At 71.4% G+C, this 4,514-nt stretch carries 8 protein-coding genes; 4 read left to right on the top strand and 4 right to left on the bottom strand.

Features of this window, described 5'->3' with window-relative positions; all coding sequences use genetic code 11:
• From ABYE80_RS17530 to ABYE80_RS17515, 4 genes are all read left to right on the top strand, one after another.
• The coding region (locus tag ABYE80_RS17530) for a pyridoxal-phosphate dependent enzyme (RefSeq protein ID WP_372791598.1) at nt 1-363 on the top strand (363 nt) is incomplete at its 5' end.
• Between the two features lie 58 nt (nt 364-421).
• Nucleotides 422-601, top strand: coding sequence for a twin-arginine translocase TatA/TatE family subunit (locus tag ABYE80_RS17525; RefSeq protein WP_372791596.1), 180 nt, complete (start codon nt 422-424; stop codon nt 599-601).
• A 49-nt stretch (nt 602-650) separates the two neighbouring features.
• Nucleotides 651-1,046: a Mov34/MPN/PAD-1 family protein gene (locus ABYE80_RS17520; protein ID WP_372791595.1), complete on the top strand. Its 396-nt coding sequence runs from the start codon at nt 651-653 to the stop codon at nt 1,044-1,046.
• Between the two features lie 10 nt (nt 1,047-1,056).
• Entirely contained in the window at nt 1,057-1,545 is a 489-nt protein-coding gene (locus ABYE80_RS17515) for a hypothetical protein (RefSeq protein WP_372791594.1), read from the top strand.
• Between the two features lie 4 nt (nt 1,546-1,549).
• Here ABYE80_RS17515 and ABYE80_RS17510 read toward each other — a convergent pair whose 3' ends face one another.
• From ABYE80_RS17510 to ABYE80_RS17495, 4 genes are all read right to left on the bottom strand, one after another.
• The gene (locus ABYE80_RS17510; RefSeq protein ID WP_372791593.1) at nt 1,550-2,305 is read right to left on the bottom strand and encodes a hypothetical protein; all 756 of its coding nucleotides are present in this window, start codon (nt 2,303-2,305) and stop codon (nt 1,550-1,552) included.
• Nucleotides 2,306-2,352: 47 nt separating this feature from the next.
• Complete coding sequence (locus tag ABYE80_RS17505) at nt 2,353-3,363, bottom strand: DUF1152 domain-containing protein (RefSeq protein WP_372791592.1); 1,011 nt, start codon at nt 3,361-3,363, stop codon at nt 2,353-2,355.
• Between the two features lie 16 nt (nt 3,364-3,379).
• Complete coding sequence (locus ABYE80_RS17500) at nt 3,380-4,009, bottom strand: DUF1802 family protein (protein WP_372791591.1); 630 nt, start codon at nt 4,007-4,009, stop codon at nt 3,380-3,382.
• A 242-nt stretch (nt 4,010-4,251) separates the two neighbouring features.
• A partial coding sequence (locus ABYE80_RS17495; protein WP_372791590.1) for an NAD-binding protein occupies nt 4,252-4,514 on the bottom strand: 263 nt, incomplete at its 5' end.

Here is a 4,514-nt window from a genome sequence, read left to right as displayed (position 1 = left end):
CTCGGGGACCGCGTGAAGATCGTCGCCGCGGAGCCGATGCAGGGCGAGCCGGTCCAGGGCCTGCGGTCGCTGGACGACGGCTTCATCCCCGAGATCATCGACATCTCGCTGCTGGACCGCAAGATCTTCGTCACGAACCGCGACGCGATCATCTGGACCCGGAAGCTCCTCGACGAGGAGGGGCTGTTCGCCGGGGTCTCCTCGGGCGCGATCGCGCGCGTCGCCGTCCGCATCGCGAACGAGATGGACGAGGGCAACGTCGTCTTCATCGTCTGCGACGACGGTTGGAAGTACCTGTCGAGCGGCATCTACACGCTGCCGGTCGACGAGGTCGAGAACCTCGACTCAACCGTTTGGTGGTAGCGGACGTAGGAAGGTCTGCAACCGTCATGCGCACCCGACCGAAGAGGACACACCGCTGATGCCGAACATCGGACCCATGGAGCTCGTGATCGTGCTCGCCATCGCACTGATCGTGCTCGGACCGAAGAAGCTCCCGGAGGTCGGCCGCTCGGTCGGCAAGGGGATGCGCGAGTTCAAGGACTCGCTCTCCGGCGACTCCCGTGACGACGACGACGAGCGTGCGCTGAAGGCTGACTGAGCCGTCGTTCGCGGTACGTCCCTCGCCCTGCCGACACCCAGCAGCGTCCATGAAGATCGCCCCCGACCTGCTCGAGCGGATCGTCGACCACGCCCGCCGCGACACCTCCGAGGAGTGCTGCGGCGTCGTCGCCACCCGTGACGGCGTCGCCGTCGAGGTCTACGAGCTGGAGAACCTCGCGCACGACCGCCGCCGGTTCGAGGTCGACGGGGCCGTGCTCGCCAAGCTGCTCTTCGAGCTCGAGGACCGGGGGGAGGAGCTCGGCGGGATCTACCACTCCCACGTCATGTCGGCGCCCGAGCCCTCCCAGACGGACCTCAACTTCGGGCGCGACTGGCCCGGCGTCGAGTGGATCATCGTGGGCCTCCAGCAGGATGAGCCCGAGGTCCGCTCGTGGCTGATCGAGGACGGGGACTACCGAGAGGTCGAGCTGCTGACGGAGTAGCGTGGACGTCGTGAGCCGTCCGCTGGTCTGCCCCCGATGTGCCTCGACCCACCCGCTCACCGAGCGGTTCTGCCCCGACTGCCGCATGCCGCTGACCTACGCCGGGGCCGACGGCGTGGACCAGCCGATCACCGAGGCCCACGAGCGGGCGCGGAAGATCAAGCCCCAGCTCTCCGAGGGTGAGCTCGTCCGGGTCGCGGGTGGGCGCAATCAGGCCGAGGCCGAGTTCATCGCGGGCATGCTCCTCGAGGAGGGGATCCCGAGCCTGATCCGCAGGAGCCGCGGGTTCGACGTCCCCGACATGCTGGCGGCCGGCCCGCGCGACGTGCTCGTCCCCGCATCGGGCGTGAGCGCCGCGCGCGAGGTGCTCCTCGAGGCCGAGCTCGTGTCCGACACCCAGGGCTCGGGGCCACCGCCGGCGCGGCTGCTGGCGTGGCTCGTCGGCCTGTTCGCGGGGGCCGCGCTCGTGATCTGGCTCGCCACCGAGCTGGCCGGCTGACGGCTCAGCCCGCGGCGCCTCCGAGCGCCGCGAGGTGGGCGCGCCAGGCGCCGCCGGTGTGGACGAGATCCCGCCCGAACGCCTCCTCCAGTGCGCTGCGCGGTCCGTCCGCGTGCAGGTGGGAGACCAGACGCACGACGGCGTCCTCGCCGGCCTCGCGGGCCAGGAGGTCGAGCACGGTGCCCCCCAGGAGCATGGCGTCGCGCAGGCCTGGGGGGAACGAGGGCTCGGAGCCCTCGCGCAGGCGGCGTCCGACCGCGGGACGGGCGTACGCCGTCTGGCCGCCGAAGTACTGGCCGGCCCCGAGCGCCAGCCAGGCCCACCGGAAGGTGCGCAGCGTCGCCGCGGGGCGCCACGGAGGCGCCAGGCTCGGGTTGCCGCGGCCGACGACGAGCTGGGCGTAGAGACCCGCAGGCGCGAGCATCGCCATCTCCAGCGATCCGGGGACGCTCGACGCGCGATCCCGCAGACGGCGCGGCGCGAGCAGGTGGATCTCGTTGGCCGTCGTCCAGCCCGCGAGGTAGCGCCTGGCCGCCGGAGCGGTCGTCCGCCGCAGGATGGGGAAGTAGGGCTGCGCGAGGGAGAGCGCTCCGAGCGATCCGTGGACGATGACGGTGATGTCGCCCTCGATCGGAGGGAAGGTCCCGGCGAGCCGTTCCCGCGTGTCCTCCAGCAGCTCCAGGACTCCGGCGACGTCGTCGTCGTCGGCGAGCTCGTGACGGGCGTGGAAGTGGGGGCTGCTCGTCTCGACCCAGGGCACCTGTCAGCGTTCGGCGTCGTCCGCCGCGGTCCTGCGCCCGACCCGGTTCAGAGCAGGCCCGCAGCTGCGTCGCGCTCGTAGGCCAGCTCGGTGCGGATCCCGAGGTCCGTGAGTCGCCGGTGGCCGTCCTCGAGATCGGTGGCGTCGAGCAGCAGCTTGGCCAGCCGCGCCGCGCTGTCGATCGCCACCCGCGGGTCCACGCACCGGATCCTGCCGCCGTCCGGCGTGAGCACGACGGTGCGGCGCCCCGAGCGGATCGGGACCTCACCGGTCTCGCCGCGGGCGCAGCGGATGGCCATCGCGCTCGCCTCGGTGACCACCGTCGTGATCGCCGACTCGAGCCGGTCGAGGTGCTCGCCGGACAAGGGGAGGTCTCCGAGGTCGCCCCCGGCGGCGGCGACCTCCTGGTGGCGCTCCGCGACCTCGTCGGGGTGCAGCTCGCCGTCACACCCCGCGCCGAACACCGCGGCGATGACGTCGATGCCGAGCGTGCTGAGCCGCGGGGCGGCTGCGAGGACGAGGGCGTCCGCGAGCGGGCTGGCGAGGCCGGACTCGTGTCCGTGCGCGAGCACGTCGCCCCCGACGTCGAGCAGGACCACGAGATCGCACGCGAGCGCCGCGGCCGCGGTGGCCAAGCCGTCGGCGATCACGGCGGGCCCGGGGTTGGGGTCGAGCAGGACGACGTGCTCGCCGAGGAAGGCAGCCATGCGGCTCTCGGCGAAGGAGAAGCGACTGGATCCGGACCGTCCGCTCGTGCGCGGCCCGGCGAGCGCGACGGCGGGGTGCAGGATCTCCACGGCGTCGACGATCTCGTCGATCCGCCGTGGGCCGGGGGTGGGATCGACCGGCCGCCGCTCCCAGGTCAACCCGCCGACGACCGCGTCCGTGCCCAGGGAGCGGGCGGACTCGGCGACGGCGAGCGCTCCCACGACGTCGCCGCCGCCGCCGATGCCGACGACGAGCAGGCGCTCGGCGGCGCGGACCCGGTCGATCGCGAGGGGGGCGTCAACGACACGATCCCCGCTCGCCTGGATGGACGAACGGGGATCGGGGGACACTGCGTGTGACGACAGGCTAGGCGAGCGCCGGCACCCGGCCGCTGCAGATCGCGCCGATGGTCTCGGTGGCACGCTCGAACTCCTCGTCGGACAGCACCGGGGTGCCCTCGAACGGGAGGTCGCGGTTGATCTCCAGCCACGAGCGGCATCCGCCGAAGTCGTCGCGGACCTTGACGGTCACGGGACGAGGGATCCGGTACGTCCGCAGGAGCAGCACGTGGAGCGGGTGGTGACGCTTCCAGGCCAGGCGCTTCTCGGCGTAGTCGGTGGTCCAGACGTAGAACGGCGACAGCTCGCTGACGACCCGCGGGTCCTCGATCGTGAAGTGACCGGCGACCTCGGCCCAGGCACGGATGCGGACGCGCTCGGGCTGCGCGATCCCGCCGTCGCGCGTCAGCGCGTGCACGGGGGGCTCGCCGTCCGCCCAGACGCCCTCCTCGAGGGCACGCCGCATCTCGGGCATGTGCGACTCGCGGACGAGGTCGTTCTTCTGGTGGTCGAAGGTGGGGTAGAGGAAGAAGCGATCGTGATCGAGCTTGAAGTGCTTCTCCGGCTCACGAATGCCACCCTTGCGCAGGGTGAGGAGCTGCTCGCCCTCGGCGAGCGCGCGGACGGTGACCGCCCATTCCTTGAACGCGATAGGCATAAATAATTCCGGGGGGAGGGGGAGATGACAACAACGATCCCGCGGTGCGACGCCCGGAACCTCCTGGACGACGACGCGGGACGTGAACATCTTCGCAAACGATCGTGCGTTGTGCCAACTATCCCTGCAAATCGCCACATTTCAGGGTGGTTTTCCTGGCGCGTTGACGCTTGATCAGGCGCGTAGACGCTCGTCTGTTGTACACCGTGGACAAGTCCGAGGGACCGTCGGGCGACAGGGGGTCAGAGACGGACGCCCTGTGACGTCTCCACAGCCTCGACGACGGCACCGAAGTCCGCGTCGCCGAGCCCACGCTCAGCGCACGCCAGCAGCGCGTCGCAGGCGGCCGCCGCAGCCGGGTACGCGACGCCGGCCTGCTCGGCCTGCTCCAGGCACAGCCGGACATCCTTGAGCATGTGCTCGAGCTTGAACAGGGTGGTGTAGTCGTGCCGCATCATCGGCGTCGCCTTCAGCGAGAGCATCGTGCTCCCGCCGGAGCCCGCCT

It is taken from the genome of Paraconexibacter sp. (assembly GCF_041602235.1).
GTDB lineage: Bacteria > Actinomycetota > Thermoleophilia > Solirubrobacterales > Solirubrobacteraceae > Paraconexibacter.
This window is presented reverse-complemented; position numbering and strand designations above follow the sequence as displayed.

Coding starts and splice junctions, on each gene's coding strand:
- ABYE80_RS17520 (WP_372791595.1), top strand. CDS start 651: ATGAAGATCGCCCCCGACCTGCTCGAGCGGATCGTCGACCACGCCCGC.
- ABYE80_RS17500 (WP_372791591.1), bottom strand. CDS start 4,009: ATGCCTATCGCGTTCAAGGAATGGGCGGTCACCGTCCGCGCGCTCGCC.
- ABYE80_RS17525 (WP_372791596.1), top strand. CDS start 422: ATGCCGAACATCGGACCCATGGAGCTCGTGATCGTGCTCGCCATCGCA.